Source organism: Bacillus sp. TCT6 (genome assembly GCF_056033845.1).
Genome location: NZ_JBVYHX010000004.1, coordinates 1 through 18,870, shown reverse-complemented (window position 1 = coordinate 18,870; position 18,870 = coordinate 1). Strand labels below are relative to the sequence as shown.

The following is an 18,870-nucleotide window of genomic DNA, read 5'->3' as shown; positions in this document are numbered from 1 at the left end:
GATTACTTTGCTGCTGGCAATTGTATTGGATCAAATTTATCATACGATGTAAACTTTGCATCCGTAATAATGTGCGCTTTATCTTCACCATTGCTACTCATAACCATATCTATCTTTGCTGATTCATATTTAAAATCTTTTGTAATAATATATTCCCCATCTATTTCTTCTATCTTTGCATTTTGGCCTTGTAGCATTTGTTTCTGCTTTTCATCCATACTAGCTAGCATACTCTCTGTCTCTTTCCCTTTTAATGCAAACTTCAGCTTATAATTATCTCCACTTTTCTCCATCTTCACTTTATTTAAAATTTCCGATGGAATCTCTAAATTATCTACCATTCCTTGAGTCGCATTCATTCCGTTAGCATTTAATTGTTCCTCTGGTACAGACATAACTTCACCCGAATTAGGATTTTTCACCTGACCAGCAATTTTTCCACCCACATCATAAACAATAACCTCTGTACCAGAAACATTCATTTCAGAACGAGAGTTTTTTTTCTTCGGCTCTAGTTGCATTTTAGCCTTCATTACATTCATCTCTGTTCCTTCAGCCTTTATTCCCACATCATATGTCATCGTTACATTTTCTTCGTTTTTAAAAGCTTCATTCGCTTTATTGAAAACATCCTTCGCTGTTAATTCCTTTTCTTTCTGCACAGCTTCTTTTTTCGGTTCATCAGTCTTTTTTGTTTCCTCATTACTACACCCTACTCCTAGACCAACTGCAAGTACTAAACTTGAAATTAAAATAAGTTTTTTCATAACGTCCCCTCCTTCCCAAAAATAATATCATCTCTTTTCCTATGAAATCTATATAATTCGTAATATTCTTCTTTAATTTTTTTCCTATATAGTAACATGTTTGAGAAAAAGTTTAAATATGATGTAAATAATAACAACTCATTTCAGGAGGTCATTATGAAAGCAATTATTTGCACAAAGTATGGACCACCTAATGTTCTCCAGATTCAAAATGTAGAAAAGCCTAAACCTAAAAAAAATGAAGTATTAGTTAAAATTCACGCAACAAGTGTATCGACTGGAGATTGTAGAATACGTGGCTTTAATAGCCCCCTCTTATTTTGGATTCCTATGCGGATCATATTAGGTTTCAGAAAACCGAGGAAACCTATACTTGGCGTAGAGTTATCCGGTGAAATCGAAGACATTGGAACAGATGTAACACAATTTAAAAAAGGAGATCCAGTTTTTGCATTAACAGAACTAAACCTTGGTGGTTATGCCGAATACACATGCGTGCATGAAAGTGGATTAATAGCATTAAAACCTACCAATGTGACATATGAAGAAGCTGCCGTTATTCCTTTTGGCGGAACTTCAGCATTGCACTTCCTTAGAAAAGGACAGATAAAAAAAGGGCAACGAGTACTTATATACGGCGCCTCTGGTTCAGTAGGGACAGCTGCCGTACAACTTGCTAAATACTTCGGGGCGACTGTCACAGCTATTTGTAGTAGTTCGAATTTCGATTTAGTTACAGCCTTAGGGGCAGACAACGTAATTGATTATATGAAAGAAGATTTTACTAAGCAGGGCGAGCACTACGATATTATATTTGATGCAGTTGGAAAATATAAAAAGTCTCTTTGTACAGATGCATTAATGCCTAATGGAAAATATGTATCTGTGAATGGAATGATGGCAAAGGTCAGTAAAGAAGATATGAACCTACTAAAACAACTAGCTGAAACAGAAAAGCTAAAACCTGTTATTGATAGAACTTACCGATTAGAAGAAGTTGTAGAAGCCCATACGTATGTAGAAATGGGCCATAAGAAAGGAAATGTTTCGATTACCTTAAAATAAAATATATTCTGAAAATATCATTGACAATTCTTTTTGTACGATTTACTATTAGTACCATATTCAAAACTACATACACATACTCTTATCAAGAGTGGCGGAGGGACTGGCCCGATGATGCCCGGCAACCGAGCTTATAACATATAAGCTAAGGTGCTAATTCCTGCAAAACGAGTTTTCGTTTTGGACGATAAGAGAGGAATCTATTTCGTCTATTCGGCACCTCTCTTATTTTTGGGAGGTGCTTTTTATTTTGGAACGTATATGAAGGGGGATTTATAGATGAAAAAGGTATTATTAAGCATTGTAAGCGGAGCAGTATTATTATTAGGCGCCTGTAGCGTGAGTTCAGATAAAGAGGTAAAAGCATTAGACGAGAAAAAGATTACTGTCGGTGTAACAGGTGGACCACATGAACAAATTTTTGAAAAGGTAAAAGAAGTTGCAGCAAAAGATGGTCTCGAAATTGATATAAAAGTATTTAATGATTATGTAGCGCCGAACGTATCTTTAGATGAAAAAAGCCTTGATGTAAATAGCTACCAAACAAAATCGTATTTAGATGTATTTAAAGCTGAACGCAATATGAAATTAGCTGAAGTATTTTCAACAGTAACATTCCCTATGGGCATATATTCTAAAAACATAAAAGATGTAAAAGACTTAAAAGAGGGCGATGCAATTGCTGTACCAAATGACCCAACGAATGAACTGCGAGCTTTAAAATTATTTGAAAAAGCAGGGGTTTTAAAAGTTGATCCGAAGGCTACAGAAAAAGCGACTGCGAAAGATGTAATTGAAAACCCGAAAAATTTAAAGATTGTTGAATTAGAAGCTTCTCAATTACCAACGCAACTAAGTGAAGTGAAAGCAGCTGCAATTAATACAAACTTTGCATTAGGTGCAAAATTAAGTCCAGCGAAAGATTCTATTTTCCGCGAAGGAAAAGATTCACCATATGTGAACTGGGTCGTTGTTCGTACTGAAAATAAAGATGATGCCGTTGTAAACAAATTAAAGAAAGCTTATCAATCTAAAGAAGTAAAAGAGTTTATCGAGAAAAAATTTGATGGTTCAGTTTTACCATCTTGGTAGGAGCTGACGATAATGATTGAATTAAAAAACATATCCAAAGTATTTACAACAAAAAAAGGGAATGTTGAGGCTCTTAAGTCTACTTCCCTTAAAGTAGAAAAAGGCGATGTATTTGGAATCATTGGGTATAGTGGCGCTGGTAAAAGCACATTGATTCGATGTGTAAATCTATTAGAAAAACCAACGACAGGAAATATCATTGTAAACGAACAAGACCTAACAACATTATCAACAAAAGAACTAGCAAAAGCGAGACAAAAAATCGGAATGATCTTTCAAGGATTCAATTTACTTAAAACTGTTACCGTCTATGAAAATATTGCATTACCGTTACGGCTTGCTGGCATTCCAAAAGCGGAAATTGAAAAAAGAGTAGAAAAATATTTACGCATCGTGGATCTTTTTAACCGTAAAGATGCTTATCCAAGCGAACTTTCTGGCGGTCAAAAACAGCGCGTTGCAATTGCACGTGCACTATCACATGAGCCTGAAGTGTTATTAAGTGACGAAGCAACGAGCGCTTTAGATCCAGAAACAACTGATTCTATTCTTGATTTGTTATTAAAGATTAACGAAGAAATTGGAATTACGATTTTACTCATTACACATGAAATGAATGTCATCCAACGTATATGCGACCGCGTTGCCGTTATGGAACATGGATCTGTAGTCGAAAGCGGGACTGTGAAAGATATTTTCACAAACCCACAACATGTAACAACGAAGAAATTTGTAAATAGCGCATTTGCAGCGAAAATTCCAGAAGAGGTACAGAAAGAACTACAAAGTACTGGAGAAATTGTAACACTTTCTTTTATAGGAAGTTCTTCAGGAGAACCAGCACTAGCTGTCGCCACAAAACGTTTCCAAGTATATCCAAATATTTTATCTGGTAATATTACACAGTTAAAACATGAGGCATATGGGAAACTTGTCGTTCATATGCAAGGTGAAAAAAATGAAGTAAACCGTGCTTTAGCATTCTTACAAGAGAAAGGTATCATCGTAGAGGGAGGGAAAACAGACTATGGAAAACAAGTCCTTTTTGGATGAATGGAGTAAAGTCATATGGGAAGCCACAATCCAAACCTTTCAAATGACATCTATTTCATTACTCATCTCGATCCTTATTGCACTGCCACTTAGTGTAACACTTGTTTTAACAAGACCTGGTGGACAGCACGAAAATAAAATCATTTATCCTATTCTTAATACAATTATTAATATAATTCGCTCTCTTCCATTTATCATTCTATTATTCTTCATCTTACCTTTTACAAAGTTTCTAATGGGAACATCCATTGGCGTGCAAGGTGTCATCGTACCGCTTGTCGTCTTCACAGCTCCTTATATCGCACGTTTAATGGAGACAGCCTTACTAGAAGTAGATCGCGGTGTTATTGAGGCCTATCAAGCAATGGGTATCTCTACTATTAAAATCATTTGGCACGTCATGGTGAAAGAAGCTCGTCCCTCCCTTGTACTTGGATTAACAATTGCAACAATTGGCTTAATTGGCGCAACAGCAATGGCTGGACTCGTAGGTGCTGGAGGGCTAGGGGACTTGGCATACCGCTTCGGACATTTACGCTATGAACCTGAAGTAATGTATGCAACAGTCTTTATTTTAATTATCCTCGTTCAAGGATTACAGTCTTTAGGGAATGGTGTTGCACGAAGATTGAAGAAAGATTAAAAAAAGAAGGCATCTCACCAGGGTGAGATGCCTTCTTTTTTTATCTTTTAAATCCACCTTCTGAATGAATAACTTGCCCAGTAATCCACTCAGCTTCTTCACTTACTAAAAATTTAATGAGTCTAGCTGCATCCTTTGGCTCACCAATTCTGCCAAAAGGAAACATCGGCTTTAACCCTTGTGTTATCTCTTCAGTCATCCATCCTGTATCGGTTGGTCCTGGATTAAGTGCATTCACTGTTATTCCTAAATGAGCTACCTCTGCTGACAATGTACTAGTAAGAGCATCAATAGCTCCCTTCGTTGTCGCATAAGCTAGTTCTCCTGCCATAGGACCTTGAAATTGCCCCGAAGTAATATTAACAATTCTACCACCAGATTTCTTATCAAATCCTCGGGCAAATTGACTACTTAACAATGTAGTCGCACGGATATTTACCATGTAATGCTTATCTAGTTCTTCAGCAGTCAACGTAGAGAAATCATTATTCGTAGAGTACGCTGCATTATTAATTAATATATAAGGGTACCCTAATTGTTCAGTAACTTTATTTATAAGCTCTTTCGGTGCATCATTCCGAGTTAAATCTAACTCCATGCTCGATACTCTAACACCGTTTTGCAATAGCTCTTCTTTTAATTGTATTTGTTCATTTTTATCGACGCCCCAAGGCATCTCTTTATCGTAAGCTGTCCAATACGTAAAAAACATATCGTATCCTGCTTCAGCTAATTCTTTACAAATCGCTGCCCCAATACCATCTAGACGACTTACCCCTGTAACAACTGCTACTTTATTTTTTAATTGATTCATCATATACTCCTCCAAGTTTAAAGGGCGCATACTTTATATAAGAGATATAAAATTTCCCACAAAAAAAGACAGATACATAAAATAGGCATCTATCCTTACAAAAGGGATGTACAAGCCAAATATGCAGTCCTTGAATGATTTACAGATAGCTAAATAAACCCTCACTTATGAGAGAAAAATTCATCTATCTAATTTCTAATCATTACAAATTCATCCACATATTAAGTCTTTGTCCCCTTTACATATATCTCTATTCTTAGTTTACCAAAACAGATAAAATGTTACAAAAAATAAAACAATTACTCACAACCTATCCTTGTTCACATTCTCTCCATTGTGAATCTTTTCACATTGAATATATAATAAACTTGTAAATACAATATTGGAGGGATTTCAATGATTATCAATTTTTTAAGAACTGATAAACGTGCTACTTTCATATTATTACTTTTACGTCTTTACATAGGATATACATGGCTCGCTGCTGGGATAGGCAAAGTCTTCGGACAATCTTTTGACGCAAGTGGTTTTCTAAAGGGTGCTATTGCTCAAGCATCAGGTGACCACCCTGCAGTACAAAATTGGTGGGCAGATTTTCTTCAACATTTTGTCCTTCCAAACGCAGACCTATTTAGCTTTTTAGTTCAATGGGGAGAAATTTTAGTAGGTCTAGGTTTAATTTTAGGCGGATTAACAAAAACAGCTGCATTTTTCGGAATCATAATGAATCTTTCATTTTTATTAAGTGGAACTGTTAGTGTAAACCCAAACCTGCTTATTTTGACTATATTCATTTTAGTTGCAGGGCAGAACGCTGGACGTATTGGATTAGATGGCTATATCTCTCCTAAACTTTTCCATAAAAACAACCACGGAACATATAAATTAAGTAAAACTGCGTAGTAACAGTTTACTTTTAAAATATAAATAAGAAAAAGAGCCTGAGTATAGGCTCTTTTTCTTATTTATCCTAATTTAAACTTTTAACGAGCCACGAAAACCTCTGGCAGCATAGTAAGAGTCTGCTCCATTGTGGTACACGAAAACATGTCCGAAGCGATAATCGCAAAATAGAGCACCACCGAGTTCTCGAATATCTGAAGGTGTTTGTACCCAGCTTGATGATTTCATGTCGAAATCCCCAAGTTTTTGCAATTCCCGATATTGTTCTTCAGTTAATAGTTCAATGCCCATAGCATTTGCAACATCAATAACGTTATTTTCTGGTTTATGTTTTTTTCTTGATTCTAACGCTTCAAGATCATAACAAAGACTCCTGCGGCCTTTAGGACTCTCCTTTGAACAATCATAGAAAGCATACTCGTCCTTTTCTTCATCATAACCAACAACATCCGGCTCACCGCCAGTTACTTCCATTTCATTAAGTGACCACAATTTTTCATTATTAGTAGTCAGCTTCGCTTCAACTTTAGCCCATTCAAGACCTTCATGGCGGTTCATGTTTTTCTCAAAACGAGCTTTCAATACTTTCAATAACTCTTCACGTTTTTCTACTAGTAAGTCATTTTTATTTCCTGTCATATTAATCCTCCCTGATATGTGTACGGATAGTAGTTTAAGTATATATTTTATAATAAATCATCTCAATATGAAGAGCGTTTCAACCTTATGTCTTTTACAAACATCCATTATAAAGTCCTAAAACCCTCTACACTCTCTCCAAGAATATAGTGTGAAAACCACATCAAATTCTGCTTCATAATAGCTACATTCATTCCCGGCTGATTAGGACTATATGCCATTCCTTTAAATATAATTAATTCTGTATCAACTTCCATATCCTTTAATCCTTGATATAGATCATATGCATTTGTAATTGGAATTCTTGCATCCTTTTCCCCATGTTGAATTAAGGTAGGCGTACAAGCTGATTTAATATACGTCATAGGTGATGTCTTCGTATATATCTCTCGATCATTCCATGGGGTATTTCCTAAATACATTCTAATAAAATAAGGGATATCTGTATTTACATAATGAGTACTCCAGTTCGTGATTCCGCCTCCAACTGAAATAGCTTTAAACCTGCTACTAAATGTAGAACAGAAAGCTGATATATATCCTCCGTTACTCCATCCCATAACTCCTACTTTATCATTATCTACAATCCCTTGATCAACTAGTTTATCCACCCCTGATATAACATCATCATAGTCAGCGATTCCCTGTTTTCTATAGTTTGCTTTTAAAAATTCATTACCATAACCAGAACTTCCTCTGTAGTTTGGCTCTAAAACGATAAAGCCTTTTTCGATAAACTGTTCAATCGGATATTTCTCATTGAAGCAGTCTGAAAATATCGGAAAGGATGCCCAAGCCGGACCGCCGTGAATTACTACTAATAAAGGATATTTTTTATTTACGTCAAACTCTACTGGCGTTGATAAAACACCTTCTATTTCAAGACCATCACTACTTTTCCATGAGATGATTTGCCTGTTACTTTTAAGTTTCCCTTTGAAAAAGTTATTTTCATCCGTTATTTTTTTATCGTCTAAATAGATTTCAAAGGTTTCATTTGTTATAGCCTTATTATAGGATATATGTTTTCCATCCTTTGTTATAGAAGCATCCATTATAAAGCCATCTACTTTTTCGCTTAATGCTTCTACAGTGCCATCTTCAGCTAGTAATCCAATACGATAATTCGTTTTATCCTGCCATCTAATTAAAATTCCTTTAGCTGTCCACTGTAATGGCATAACAGTACTATCAAAATCTGTTACAGGTTGAATTACCTCTCCTGTATTTATATCATATACCTCTAACGTACTGTCTTGTATATGGTTTCTATAGTAATCCTTCTCTCTTATACTTGCTGTGTAACATATTTTACTGCCTTCAGGAGAAAAGCAGACGCTACCGCCCAACAACTTATCCACATTCAGCTTTTGTAGCTCTCCAGCTTTAGTATGGAGTATGTATAAATCTCCATTTATATAATCCGCCATATTTGAGCTTGGTGTCGCCATAAACACAATCTTCTTCCCATCATTTGAAATATCAAATTCATGGATATGAAAATCCTTACCATCAGTTAATTGATAAACAACTCTTTTCTCGTGTTCATATGTATCACTTTGTATCACCTTTTCTATTTCAATGTAATATAAACAATTATTCTGGTGTTCCTTACCTATATGTTGAAACTCTCCATATAGATCCCTACGCTTCTTTATCTCCACACATTCTTTTGACTGCGTAACATAATAAAGACCCTTGCCAGTAGGACCCCATTTGAATGTACTGACTCCTTCTTTCTCATCAGTAATTTGAACCCCTTCATAACCATCTAGTGACTTAACAAAGATCTGATTTTTCCCATTACCAACGGGGCTAAGATATGCTATATCCCTAGAATTTGGAGACCATAATGGGCATGTACTTTCTATATCTCCATTTATCAATAAACAACTCTGTCCCTTTTCTTTTCCATATATCCATACATGATTCCTATATGTATTGTCTTTCCAGTTAGCCGTCTTCTTAACAAACGCTACGTTTTTACCATCATCACTTATGTTTGTACTTGATAAGGTTGGTAATGAAATAATCTCTTCTATACTTAGATATGTTTTTTTATTCACTTTCATCAATATCCCCCCTTGAAATTTCCATAAATCTCTCGTCTCTTTTTGTCGTAATAAAGGAGATTTTTCACAGATACTTAAAATAATAACGGAAAATTCAGATAAATAAAAGTAAAACATTAATCTATAGGGTTCTATCCACTTACCAATTCTAGATGTTCTTTTTCGGCACAAAAACACCCCTTTAGATAAAATATCTAAAGGGGTGCAAATTTGTAAATTTATTTTAAAGCTATAACTATATTTATTAACCTACCAATCTCCTACTCAACAGTAACAGATTTAGCTAAGTTACGTGGCTTATCAACGTCACACTCGCGGTGAAGTGCTGCGTAGTATGAGATAAGTTGTAATGGAATAACTGCTACTAGCGGTGCTAGTGCTTCGTGGACAGCTGGTAATACGAAGCTGTCACCTTCCATTTCTAAGCCTTTCATTGAGATGATACATGGGTTAGCACCGCGTGCTACTACTTCTTTCACGTTACCACGAATTCCAAGGTTTACGTGCTCTTGTGTAGCAAGTGCGATAACTGGTGTACCATTTTCGATTAAAGCGATTGTACCGTGTTTTAACTCTCCTCCAGCGAATCCTTCTGCTTGGATGTAAGAGATTTCTTTTAGTTTTAACGCACCTTCTAATCCTACGTAGAAGTCTACGCTACGTCCGATGAAGAAACAGTTACGCGTTGTTGCTAAAAATTGTTTTGCTAATGCGTCCATTTCTTCTTTTTGATCACAAAGTTCTATCATTGCATTTGCTACAAGTCCTAGTTCGTGTGTTAAATCGAAATCAAGAACTTCACCTTTTGCTTTAGCAATATCAGCTGCTAAAATTGAAAGTACTGCAAGCTGTGCTGTGTAAGCTTTCGTTGATGCAACTGCAATTTCTGGTCCAGCGTATAATGGAAGTGTATAATCAGCTTCACGAGAAAGAGTAGAACCAGGCACGTTTGTAATTGTTAATGCTTTATGACCCATTTCATTTGTTTGTACAAGTACTGCACGGCTATCAGCTGTTTCACCACTTTGTGAAATGTAAATGAAGAATGGTCTTTCTGTTAATAATGGCATGTTGTAAGAGAATTCACTTGCTACATGTACTTCAACTGGCATGTTTGCAAACTTCTCGATAAATTGTTTTCCAACAAGACCTGCATGATAACTCGTTCCACATGCAATGATGTAAATACGATCGCTATCTAAAATCGCATTGCGGATGTCTTGATTTAATTCAATTTCGCCATTTTCATCTTGATACTTTTGAATTATATTACGGATTACAAGTGGTTGCTCATCGATTTCTTTAAGCATGAAGTGAGGATATGTTCCCTTTTCAATATCACTTGCGTCTAATTCCGCTGTAAAAGGTGCACGTTCAATCGTTTCACCTTGTAAGTTTTTAATTGTAATACTTTCTTTCGTTACGATTACGATTTCTTTATCCATTAACTCAATAAATTGATCTGTAACTTGTAACATCGCCATAGCGTCGCTTGCCACAACATTAAAGTTGTCACCAACACCTACTAATAGCGGGCTTTTGTTTTTAGCAACATAAATCATGTTTGGATTTTCAGCATCAAGTAATCCGATTGCATAAGAGCCATGTAAAAGAGATAGCGTATTACGGAACGCTTCTTCTACACTTAATCCTGTGCTCACTTGTTGTTCCATAAGCTGTACGATAATCTCTGTATCTGTTTCACTTACGAACGTTACATCTTGTAAATATTCCTTTTTCACTAATTCATAGTTTTCAATTACACCGTTATGAACTAGTGTAAAGCGTTTTGATGTACTTTGATGCGGATGCGCGTTTACTTTACTTGGAACACCGTGTGTAGCCCAGCGTGTATGTCCGATACCTACGCTTGCTGCTACGTTCTCATCTACGATTTCACGAAGTTTTGCGATACGGCCTTTTTCTTTGTATACAACAACACCGTTCTCTGCTTGTACTGCAATACCTGCTGAATCATATCCACGATATTCTAGCTTTTCTAAACCTTTTAATAAAATTTCCTTTGCATCTTGCTCTCCAATAAATCCTACGATTCCACACATGTTTAGTCGCCGTTACAAATGCTTACACTGCTCTGCGAACATGTAACGACATAGTCCGATACCATTTTTATTTATACTAAAAAACGGATTACATATTGCTAGCCCTGTAAGCTTGTAACGGCTTTCACCTTCCTCTCGATTGGGTTTAAGTCCGTATATACTTATACAGCTAGTTTTCATCCGTTCCTCTTCTCTCATCACACTTTCACCTTTGTCCACTAAGTCACCTTAATGATTTAAGTAAAAGTTTGCGGTTGTGATGAACAACCGGGAGTCATCCGCCGAAATCTCGATAAACCCCACCTCGTCAACTACACTATTTGTAGTTCTGGCGCTTTTATAATTTACAATATTTCCTTTGAGAAAAAGAACAAGACCATCTTATAACAAACATGGATAAACCGTCAATGAAATTTTTTTCATCGTCTATAAAACATATGAAAAAGGAGCACTTATTGTGCTCCTTTTTCATATAAATTCAGCTAATTATTCAGCGCCAACTTCAGCTTTCACAACTTCTACAATGCGATGTACAAATGCATCACAAACTTCTTGTGTTGGTGCTTCTGCCATTACACGAATAAGTGGCTCTGTTCCAGATGGACGAACAAGAATACGGCCATCACCGTTCATTTCTTCCTCTACAACACGAATAATTTCTTTAATTTTTTCATTTTCTAATGCTAATTTTTTATCTGTTACACGAACGTTTACTAGCAATTGTGGGAATTTCGTCATTTCTCCTGCAAGCTCAGATAATGGTTTTTTCGTCATTTTCATGATGTTTACAAGTTGAAGTGCACTTAACATTCCGTCACCAGTTGTAATGTAATCAAGTAAGATAATATGGCCTGATTGTTCTCCACCTAAGTTGTAACCACCGCGTTTCATCTCTTCCATTACGTAGCGGTCACCAACTGCTGTTTTATCGCTTGTAATATTGTTTGCTTCAAGTGCTTTGTAGAAACCTAAATTACTCATAACAGTTGAAACAACTGTATTATGTTTTAATTGACCAGTTTCTTTCATGTATTTCGCACAAATAAACATAATTTGATCACCGTCAACGATGTTTCCTTTTTCGTCTACAGCAATTAAACGGTCGCCATCGCCATCAAAAGCAAGTCCGATGTCAGCACCTTTTTCTTTTACTAATTCAGCCAATACTTCTGGATGTGTAGATCCTACACCTTCGTTAATATTCATACCGTTCGGTGAAGTCCCCATTGTTGAAATATCAGCTTCTAAATCTGCAAATAAGTATGGAGCTAAAGAAGATGTGGCACCATGTGCACAATCTAAAGCGATATGTAGGCCAGAGAAGTCTTCTTCAACAGTTTGTTTAATGTATTGTAAATATTTTTGTCCACCTTCAAAGTAATCGCTCACTTGTCCAAGGTTAGTACCTGTTGGACGTGGTAGTTCATCAACTTCTTTGTCTAATAAAGCTTCAATTTCAGCTTCTTGCTCATCTGTTAATTTAAAGCCGTCTGAACCAAAGAATTTAATACCGTTATCTTGTACTGGATTATGAGATGCAGAAATCATAACACCCGCTTGTGCGTCTAGTGCTTTTGTTAAATAAGCAACACCCGGTGTAGAAATAACGCCAAGGCGCATTACTTCTGCTCCAGTTGATAATAGACCTGCTACTAAAGCTCCTTCTAACATATGGCCAGATACACGTGTATCACGACCGATAATTACTTTTGGACGATCTGTATCTTTTGTTAATACATAACCACCAAAACGCCCAATTTTGAAAGCTAATTCAGGTGTTAACTCCTTATTTGCAACTCCGCGTACTCCATCTGTACCAAAATATTTACCCATTATGATTCGCTCCTTTTTCTTGCTCTTTTTGATTATGGTTATCTACTGTTGGTTCTTGACTAGTTTCTTTATCTTTATCTTGATTTTGGTTTTGATTATTTTCCTGTTCCGTTTCCTTTTCTGGATCGGGTTCAGGATTTTTTGGCTTCTCATTTTGATTTTCTTGATTGGTGTTTGAATCCGGTTGTTGACCGTTACCCTGTACTTCTTTATCTGGTTTTTCTTTCTTTACAATAGTAACTTTAGCACTTTTTTGTTTTGGCTCTATTGAAATATTACCAGGACCACTCACTTGAATAGAAATATCTTTCGTCCCTGAAGATACATTTTGCAGATTAATTACCGCTGTTATTTGAGCAGCTGTTATTTTATCTACTATACTTGCTTCTCCTGAAATATCAACACTTATCTTTTCATCTTGCGGCGAAATCAGCTGAGCCGTAACATCTTTAGAAAGTCCATTTTTTTGGATTGGGATACCATCAATCGTTTTTGTTTTCGTTTGTTTTGTTTTTTGTACTCCCACCGAAACCTTCACTTGATTCGGTTTTGCACTTGTTACACCCTTGGGTAATAAAACAGAGGCATCGAATGTTGTAGACTCTGTCAATTGACTAAAATCTACTTCGACCCCCTCTAGCGATTGTATATTATCCAAAATATCTTTTGGACCAGCTATCGTTACTTCTCTCGGCTCGACACTGATATTTGTAACTGCCAACCCTTCTGCTAAACTCCCCTTCTTCGTATACGTTACAGGAACAGTTTTTTCAGTATTATTGGCTGTAGTTTGCGTTGCCACATTCAACGTTACACTAATCTTAGATGGACTTGTTCTTACATTTAAACGTTTTCCTTCTTTATTGTATAATGTAACTTCGGGCGTTTTTGTAACAGTTTTATTAACACCTTTTAAATCAACATACGCTTTGGCAGATGAAATGCTTTCAATTTCTTCTTTCGTCCCAACTACCTCAACAGTATCCGGTTTAAGGCTTGATTTTTCGAGAGTAGCCCCCGCTGGCATCTGATCCTCATTTGATAATTTCAAATCTACATGAACATATTTTCTCGCCTTTTCATGAAGAGTAACTTTAATTGTTGATGGCTGAACTGTTCCTTTCACATCATCTGGAAGCCCGTTCGTTTTTAAAGAAATCTCATAAGTTCCTTTTGGACTATCTCGCAAATCAATTGGTATGTCAAATTGTTTTTTTGCTTTTACTGTAGCAACTGATGCTTTTGGGCCTTCTAACTTCACCTTAACGCCCTCTGCTGGAATACCACTTACAATATATTTCTCCTCATCATACTTAAGGTTAATCGCATAATTAGTTAATGTTTCTTTCGTATCATTTGCAAAAGGTAATATACCTGATGTCGTATTTTTTTCAGTTAACGTCGCTGACATAAAAAGCATACACGCCAATAGTAATGAGATCCCTTTTAAAAACCAATGATTCTCCATTAACTTATCCATGACGCTTTCTCCTCCAATTCCATAAAGACGAAGAAGTCGTTTTTTCGTTCCCACTAAATTCAGCTAATAACATATCCTTCAGCTGTTCTGTCTTCAAATCACGATGCAACTTACCATTTTTCGTTAAAGAAATTTGACCAGTTTCTTCAGACACAACTACTGTAATACTATCAGTAACTTCACTAACTCCCATTGCAGCACGATGTCTAGTTCCTAATTCTTTAGAAATAAACGGACTTTCTGATAATGGAAGATAGCATGCTGCTGCTTTAATTGTACTTCCTTGCATAATTACCGCTCCGTCATGAAGAGGTGTATTTGGAATGAAAATATTAATAAGTAATTCCGATGATACGTTTGCATTCAGCGGAATACCCGTTTCCACATAATCACCCATACCGGTCTCTTTTGACAAAGTAATTAATGCACCAATTCTACGTTTCCCCATATATTCGGTTGCTTTTGCTATCGCTGTTGCAACCATTTCAGGTTCATCATCCTCATGCGGTCCACCACGCGAAAATAAACTCCCGCGCCCTAGCTGCTCAAGTGCTCTTCGCAATTCTGGCTGAAAGATAATAATAACGGCTAAAAATCCCCATGTTAATACTTGTTCAGTTAGCCAAGATAACGTATGCAATTCAAGGAAAATACTAATCATCTTAACGACAATGATAACTGTAATCCCTTTTAAAAGTTGAACAGCTTTCGTCCCTCGGATTATGAGAATCAGCTTATATATAATAAACCATACAATGGCAATATCTAATGCCGTACTAAGATATTTCAAAATGGTCGTATCTTCAAAAGGCATGCTATCCCTTCCTCCTACTTACGAGCAATTCTATCCATATATTGAAATATTGTTTTATGCTCTATCTGTATGTATTTCCAACAACTAGTTAATTATACCATACATGAAACAAACGACAATTACAAACAACCCCCTTTAGCTCAAATTGGTAAGATGTCAAACATTTTTATCTTACAGTATAATATAAATCATTATTATACGCCTATTTTCAAATAAAAAAAGCAACTTCTCAGTTGCTTTTCTTACATTTATTTTAGTTTTTCACCGAATAAAGAACCCATTAAAGCAACTGCTGTTGTTGCCGTTCTATTTCTCTCATCTAAAATCGTATTTACCTCAACAAATTCAGCAGATGTGATAATATCAGCTTCCGCTAACATTTCCATCGCCAAGTGGCTTTCACGATAAGATAGACCACCAATTACAGGCGTTCCAACACCTGGTGCATCATGAGGATCAAGACCATCTAAATCTAATGATAAGTGTACACCATCAGTATGAGATAAATATGCGATTGTTTCTTCCATAACAGCCGTCATCCCCATACGATCAATTTCATGCATCGAGAACACTTTAATACCTTCATTGCGAATGAAGTCTTTTTCTCCTTCATCTAATGCACGCGCACCGATAATTACAACATTCTCTTTTTTCACCTTTGGATATGCTCCGTATAAATCTACAAGTGAAGAATGTCCATAACCTAAACTTGCTGCAAGTGACATACCGTGAATATTTCCAGATGGTGAAGTTTCCTCTGTATTTAAATCACCGTGTGCATCATACCAAATAACACCTAAGTTTTTATAATGTTTGGCTACACCAGCTAATGTACCGATAGCAATACTATGGTCACCACCTAATACAAGTGGAAAACGACCTTCTTCTATAATATGATCCACCTTACTTGCTAATTCATTACATACAGTTGCAACTTGTGTAAGGTTTCTTAATTTTGTATTTTCATCTACCTCTTTTTCTCTCTCTATACATATATCTCCCATATCTTTAACGTCATATCCAATTTCTTCAATTCTTTCAATTACCCCTGCATAACGGATCGCGCTCGGTCCCATATCAACTCCACGACGCATCTGTCCTAAATCCATTGGAACTCCAATAACTGAAATTTCTTTTTTCATAGATAGTATCCCCCTTTTATGCCTTCACTAAATATTTTAAATCTTTTATATAGTCTGACTCAACTCGACATTTTTTTGTATGGATATACAATTTATTCACTTATATTCACGTTGAAAATCAAATTTCAAGACTATTCTATGTATAAAGTTAACTTAATGAAACAATCGCAATCACTATTATCAAATAATAATAATAAAACACTCCTACATTTAGAAGTGTTTTTCTGACGCTATTTTCCATACTGCTGCAATATTCTTCGTTGTCATTTCAATATTTTCTTCTGCTACTCTATATGCTTCTTCTAGTGTCATCGGTCTTGTTGTAATACTAAATACCGCATCTATTCCTTTCTCGTAAACAGCTGGATAATCAGATGATACAGACCCTCCAATAGCAATTACAGGCACAGAAAAACGTTTCGCACGCCCCGCAACACCAACAGGAGCCTTCCCATATGCAGTTTGTTCATCTATTCTACCTTCACCAGTTATAATGAGATCTGCATCTTCTATATGTTTATCGAAATTTGTATAATTCAATACAATTTCAATGCCCCTTCGCAAGTCTCCCTTTAACACTGAAATAACAGCCGCTCCCATTCCTCCTGCTGCCCCTGCACCAGGTATTTCAGATACATCAAAAGATACATATCGTTTAAGGATATTCGCGTAATGTTTTAAATTCTCATCTAGCTCTTTCATCATCTCTACATTCGCACCCTTTTGTCTCCCAAATACGAAAGATGCCCCCTGCATTCCGACTAATGGATTATCCACATCACAGGCCGCTTCTATCTTTACTCCCTTTAAGCGTGGGTCCAGTTGTGAAAAATCAATAGCATCAATTGAATGTAATGCGCCTCCAGATGGATCTATTACTTCACCCTTGTCATTTATAAATCTTACTCCTAAAGCTGCTAACATACCTGCCCCACCATCATTTGTAGCACTTCCTCCAAGTCCTAAAATTATGTACCCCACTCCTTGATCTAGCGCATGTAATATAAGTTCTCCTGTTCCTTTTGTCGTTGTAATAAGTGGGTTGCGCTTTTCAACTGGAACGTGCTGTAATCCTGATGCTGCTGCCATTTCAATAAACGCTGTCTTTTTATCTTTAGAAATGCCATAAAAAGCTTGTACACCTTCTCTAAGCGGTCCTGTCACACTAATTGATATAATTCTCCCCCCTGTAGCATCAACAAGTGATTCAACCGTCCCTTCTCCTCCATCTCCAATTGGTATTTTCACATACTCTGCATTAGGAAAAATCGCTCTAAAACCTCTTTCAATAGCTCCACATACTTCTATAGCTTTTAGGCTTTCTTTATATGAATCAGATGCAATAACAACTTTCACAATTATCCCCCCATCCCTTATTTTTACGTTTTCTTCATTTTAAACGATAAATATAAAAGTTGTCTTTTTAAACACAAAAAAGCTTACATCGTATGATGTAAGCTTTTTCTATTTAGATGGAGCCTAGCGGGATCGAACCGCTGACCTCCTGCGTGCAAGGCAGGCGCTCTCCCAGCTGAGCTAAGGCCCCTTAGTAATAAAGCGGAAGACGGGATTCGAACCCGCGACCCCAACCTTGGCAAGGTTGTATTCTACCACTGAACTACTTCCGCGAAAATGGTGAGCCATGAAGGATTCGAACCTTCGACCCTCTGATTAAAAGTCAGATGCTCTACCAACTGAGCTAATGGCTCGTAAATGGCTGGGCTAGCTGGATTCGAACCAGCGCATGACGGAGTCAAAGTCCGTTGCCTTACCGCTTGGCTATAGCCCATTAATATTTACTAGTATGGTTATCTTCTCAAAAAAATAAACCCTTTCAGGTTATTTTAAAGAAAATGGTGGAGGGGGGCAGATTCGAACTGCCGAACCCGAAGGAGCGGATTTACAGTCCGCCGCGTTTAGCCACTTCGCTACCCCTCCGACATTTAAACATATATGGTGGAGGATGACGGGATCGAACCGCCGACCCCCTGCTTGTAAGGCAGGTGCTCTCCCAGCTGAGCTAATCCTCCAAAAGTGGTGACCCGTACGGGATTCGAACCCGTGTTACCGCCGTGAAAGGGCGGTGTCTTAACCACTTGACCAACGGGCCAAAAATTTAAAAACTTTTCCAAGCTTCCAACCGGGCTTGAACCGGTGACCTCTTCCTTACCATGGAAGTACTCTACCAGCTGAGCTATGGAAGCATAATGGCTCCGCAGGTAGGAATCGAACCTACGACCGATCGGTTAACAGCCGATAGCTCTACCGCTGAGCTACTGCGGAACAATACAAGCCTGGCAACGTCCTACTCTCACAGGGACAAGGTCCCAACTACCATCGGCGCTAGAGAGCTTAACTTCCGTGTTCGGTATGGGAACGGGTGTGACCTCTCTGCCATCATTACCAGACTTTTATCATTATACACATTCTTTTCAGAATGTCAAAAGGAATTTTAAATATATATTCCTTCAAAACTAGATAACATCGCTA

Annotated in this window: 16 protein-coding genes, 9 tRNA genes, 1 rRNA gene and 1 riboswitch; of the genes, 5 read left to right on the top strand and 21 right to left on the bottom strand. The window is 36.9% G+C overall.

Annotated features, from left to right (window positions below):
- Positions 1-2: 2 nt before the first annotated feature.
- A complete protein-coding gene (locus tag AC0ONG_RS29715; RefSeq protein ID WP_000733608.1) occupies positions 3-767 on the bottom strand; it encodes a DUF6612 family protein in 765 nt (254 codons plus the stop codon).
- Positions 768-923: 156 nt separating this feature from the next.
- Between AC0ONG_RS29715 and AC0ONG_RS29710 the strand changes: the two genes are divergently transcribed.
- From AC0ONG_RS29710 to AC0ONG_RS29695, 4 genes are all read left to right on the top strand, one after another.
- Positions 924-1,832: an NAD(P)-dependent alcohol dehydrogenase gene (locus AC0ONG_RS29710; RefSeq protein ID WP_000643848.1), complete on the top strand. Its 909-nt coding sequence runs from the start codon at positions 924-926 to the stop codon at positions 1,830-1,832.
- Positions 1,833-1,911: 79 nt separating this feature from the next.
- Positions 1,912-2,026: riboswitch (SAM riboswitch) on the top strand.
- Between the two features lie 85 nt (positions 2,027-2,111).
- Positions 2,112-2,924 carry a MetQ/NlpA family ABC transporter substrate-binding protein gene (locus AC0ONG_RS29705; protein WP_000756989.1) on the top strand — a complete coding sequence of 271 codons (813 nt, stop codon included), beginning with the start codon at positions 2,112-2,114 and terminating at the stop codon, positions 2,922-2,924.
- A gap of 12 nt (positions 2,925-2,936) precedes the next feature.
- On the top strand, positions 2,937-3,977 hold the full coding sequence (locus AC0ONG_RS29700) for a methionine ABC transporter ATP-binding protein (protein WP_000571305.1): 1,041 nt from the start codon (positions 2,937-2,939) through the stop codon (positions 3,975-3,977).
- Positions 3,952-4,620, top strand: coding sequence for a methionine ABC transporter permease (locus AC0ONG_RS29695; protein WP_000428878.1), 669 nt, complete (start codon positions 3,952-3,954; stop codon positions 4,618-4,620). The genes AC0ONG_RS29700 and AC0ONG_RS29695 overlap by 26 nt, the downstream gene beginning before the upstream one ends.
- A gap of 40 nt (positions 4,621-4,660) precedes the next feature.
- Here the strand turns inward: AC0ONG_RS29695 and AC0ONG_RS29690 are convergent, their stop codons facing one another.
- Entirely contained in the window at positions 4,661-5,437 is a 777-nt protein-coding gene (locus tag AC0ONG_RS29690; RefSeq protein ID WP_136996852.1) for an SDR family oxidoreductase, read from the bottom strand.
- 393 nt (positions 5,438-5,830) lie between these two features.
- On the opposite strand from AC0ONG_RS29690, the gene AC0ONG_RS29685 reads away from it, so the two are divergent.
- Complete coding sequence (locus tag AC0ONG_RS29685; protein ID WP_000586147.1) at positions 5,831-6,337, top strand: DoxX family membrane protein; 507 nt, start codon at positions 5,831-5,833, stop codon at positions 6,335-6,337.
- Between the two features lie 72 nt (positions 6,338-6,409).
- On the opposite strand, the gene AC0ONG_RS29680 is transcribed toward AC0ONG_RS29685, so the two are convergent.
- The 19 genes from AC0ONG_RS29680 to rrf form a co-directional block, all read right to left on the bottom strand.
- Complete coding sequence (locus AC0ONG_RS29680; protein ID WP_000147384.1) at positions 6,410-6,976, bottom strand: DUF4256 domain-containing protein; 567 nt, start codon at positions 6,974-6,976, stop codon at positions 6,410-6,412.
- A gap of 107 nt (positions 6,977-7,083) precedes the next feature.
- Entirely contained in the window at positions 7,084-9,048 is a 1,965-nt protein-coding gene (locus AC0ONG_RS29675; protein WP_000867578.1) for a S9 family peptidase, read from the bottom strand.
- A 260-nt stretch (positions 9,049-9,308) separates the two neighbouring features.
- Positions 9,309-11,111: a glutamine--fructose-6-phosphate transaminase (isomerizing) gene (gene glmS / locus AC0ONG_RS29670; RefSeq protein ID WP_000334156.1), complete on the bottom strand. Its 1,803-nt coding sequence runs from the start codon at positions 11,109-11,111 to the stop codon at positions 9,309-9,311.
- A gap of 12 nt (positions 11,112-11,123) precedes the next feature.
- Positions 11,124-11,309 (bottom strand): hypothetical protein, encoded by a 186-nt coding sequence (locus AC0ONG_RS29665; protein WP_001206405.1) that lies wholly within the window; start codon positions 11,307-11,309, stop codon positions 11,124-11,126.
- A 288-nt stretch (positions 11,310-11,597) separates the two neighbouring features.
- Positions 11,598-12,944 carry a phosphoglucosamine mutase gene (gene glmM, locus AC0ONG_RS29660; RefSeq protein ID WP_000521478.1) on the bottom strand — a complete coding sequence of 449 codons (1,347 nt, stop codon included), beginning with the start codon at positions 12,942-12,944 and terminating at the stop codon, positions 11,598-11,600.
- Entirely contained in the window at positions 12,937-14,424 is a 1,488-nt protein-coding gene (locus AC0ONG_RS29655; protein ID WP_000359605.1) for a CdaR family protein, read from the bottom strand. Before AC0ONG_RS29655 ends, glmM begins: the two co-directional genes overlap by 8 nt.
- The gene (gene cdaA / locus AC0ONG_RS29650) at positions 14,417-15,238 is read right to left on the bottom strand and encodes a diadenylate cyclase CdaA (protein ID WP_001115692.1); all 822 of its coding nucleotides are present in this window, start codon (positions 15,236-15,238) and stop codon (positions 14,417-14,419) included. The genes AC0ONG_RS29655 and cdaA overlap by 8 nt, the downstream gene beginning before the upstream one ends.
- 248 nt (positions 15,239-15,486) lie before the next feature.
- Positions 15,487-16,380 carry an arginase gene (rocF, locus tag AC0ONG_RS29645; RefSeq protein ID WP_000711565.1) on the bottom strand — a complete coding sequence of 298 codons (894 nt, stop codon included), beginning with the start codon at positions 16,378-16,380 and terminating at the stop codon, positions 15,487-15,489.
- Positions 16,381-16,590: 210 nt separating this feature from the next.
- Positions 16,591-17,736 carry a glycerate kinase gene (locus tag AC0ONG_RS29640; protein ID WP_000869593.1) on the bottom strand — a complete coding sequence of 382 codons (1,146 nt, stop codon included), beginning with the start codon at positions 17,734-17,736 and terminating at the stop codon, positions 16,591-16,593.
- A gap of 117 nt (positions 17,737-17,853) precedes the next feature.
- A tRNA-Ala gene (locus tag AC0ONG_RS29635) sits at positions 17,854-17,926 on the bottom strand.
- A gap of 10 nt (positions 17,927-17,936) precedes the next feature.
- Positions 17,937-18,008: transfer RNA gene (locus AC0ONG_RS29630), tRNA-Gly, on the bottom strand.
- A gap of 5 nt (positions 18,009-18,013) precedes the next feature.
- Positions 18,014-18,089: transfer RNA gene (locus tag AC0ONG_RS29625), tRNA-Lys, on the bottom strand.
- A gap of 5 nt (positions 18,090-18,094) precedes the next feature.
- A tRNA-Gln gene (locus tag AC0ONG_RS29620) sits at positions 18,095-18,169 on the bottom strand.
- 65 nt (positions 18,170-18,234) lie between these two features.
- A tRNA-Tyr gene (locus AC0ONG_RS29615) sits at positions 18,235-18,318 on the bottom strand.
- A gap of 16 nt (positions 18,319-18,334) precedes the next feature.
- Positions 18,335-18,410, bottom strand: a tRNA-Val gene (locus AC0ONG_RS29610).
- Between the two features lie 5 nt (positions 18,411-18,415).
- Positions 18,416-18,490, bottom strand: a tRNA-Glu gene (locus tag AC0ONG_RS29605).
- Positions 18,491-18,511: 21 nt separating this feature from the next.
- Positions 18,512-18,584, bottom strand: a tRNA-Thr gene (locus tag AC0ONG_RS29600).
- A 4-nt stretch (positions 18,585-18,588) separates the two neighbouring features.
- A tRNA-Asn gene (locus AC0ONG_RS29595) sits at positions 18,589-18,663 on the bottom strand.
- A gap of 9 nt (positions 18,664-18,672) precedes the next feature.
- Positions 18,673-18,788, bottom strand: a 5S ribosomal RNA gene (gene rrf, locus AC0ONG_RS29590).
- Positions 18,789-18,870 lie beyond the last annotated feature (82 nt).

Bases quoted from the DNA above. Each gene is read 5' to 3' on its own strand.
- glmS (WP_000334156.1), bottom strand. From the start codon at position 11,111: ATGTGTGGAATCGTAGGATTTATTGGAGAGCAAGATGCAAAGGAAATT.
- AC0ONG_RS29705 (WP_000756989.1), top strand. From the start codon at position 2,112: ATGAAAAAGGTATTATTAAGCATTGTAAGCGGAGCAGTATTATTATTA.
- AC0ONG_RS29680 (WP_000147384.1), bottom strand. From the start codon at position 6,976: ATGACAGGAAATAAAAATGACTTACTAGTAGAAAAACGTGAAGAGTTA.
- glmM (WP_000521478.1), bottom strand. From the start codon at position 12,944: ATGGGTAAATATTTTGGTACAGATGGAGTACGCGGAGTTGCAAATAAG.
- AC0ONG_RS29715 (WP_000733608.1), bottom strand. From the start codon at position 767: ATGAAAAAACTTATTTTAATTTCAAGTTTAGTACTTGCAGTTGGTCTA.
- AC0ONG_RS29655 (WP_000359605.1), bottom strand. From the start codon at position 14,424: ATGGATAAGTTAATGGAGAATCATTGGTTTTTAAAAGGGATCTCATTA.
- AC0ONG_RS29690 (WP_136996852.1), bottom strand. From the start codon at position 5,437: ATGATGAATCAATTAAAAAATAAAGTAGCAGTTGTTACAGGGGTAAGT.
- AC0ONG_RS29675 (WP_000867578.1), bottom strand. From the start codon at position 9,048: ATGAAAGTGAATAAAAAAACATATCTAAGTATAGAAGAGATTATTTCA.
- rocF (WP_000711565.1), bottom strand. From the start codon at position 16,380: ATGAAAAAAGAAATTTCAGTTATTGGAGTTCCAATGGATTTAGGACAG.
- cdaA (WP_001115692.1), bottom strand. From the start codon at position 15,238: ATGCCTTTTGAAGATACGACCATTTTGAAATATCTTAGTACGGCATTA.
- AC0ONG_RS29695 (WP_000428878.1), top strand. From the start codon at position 3,952: ATGGAAAACAAGTCCTTTTTGGATGAATGGAGTAAAGTCATATGGGAA.
- AC0ONG_RS29710 (WP_000643848.1), top strand. From the start codon at position 924: ATGAAAGCAATTATTTGCACAAAGTATGGACCACCTAATGTTCTCCAG.
- AC0ONG_RS29685 (WP_000586147.1), top strand. From the start codon at position 5,831: ATGATTATCAATTTTTTAAGAACTGATAAACGTGCTACTTTCATATTA.
- AC0ONG_RS29665 (WP_001206405.1), bottom strand. From the start codon at position 11,309: ATGAGAGAAGAGGAACGGATGAAAACTAGCTGTATAAGTATATACGGA.
- AC0ONG_RS29700 (WP_000571305.1), top strand. From the start codon at position 2,937: ATGATTGAATTAAAAAACATATCCAAAGTATTTACAACAAAAAAAGGG.